1 protein-coding gene is annotated in these 251 nt (G+C 62.9%); it reads right to left on the reverse strand.

Features of this window, described 5'->3' with window-relative positions:
• Nucleotides 1–251: IS110 family transposase (locus HMPREF3130_RS11495; RefSeq protein WP_246815114.1), on the reverse strand; the 251-nt coding region annotated here is incomplete at both ends.

Consider the following 251-nt stretch of genomic DNA (forward strand, 5'->3'; position numbering starts at 1 on the left):
AAGGCGGTTTTTCGTTCGGGTGGCGTCTTTGGTGATGTCGTCGTGGAATCCGGCGAGCGTCTTCAGCGCTGCTAGTGTCTCGTCGTCGCGGTCGACTGTCCGCAGTGTGTGCGGCATGGTGCGGGCGGTGTCGGCGATGATGAATGCATCCCGGCGGTCAGTTTTTGATCGTCCAGGGTAGAAATCGGCTGCTTGTCGCATGGCCAGGCCGGGGAGGTATCCGACCGTGCAACCGCAGTCGCGGGCCACGG

Source organism: Corynebacterium sp. HMSC14B06 (assembly GCF_001807075.1).
Lineage (GTDB): Bacteria > Actinomycetota > Actinomycetes > Mycobacteriales > Mycobacteriaceae > Corynebacterium > Corynebacterium jeikeium_D.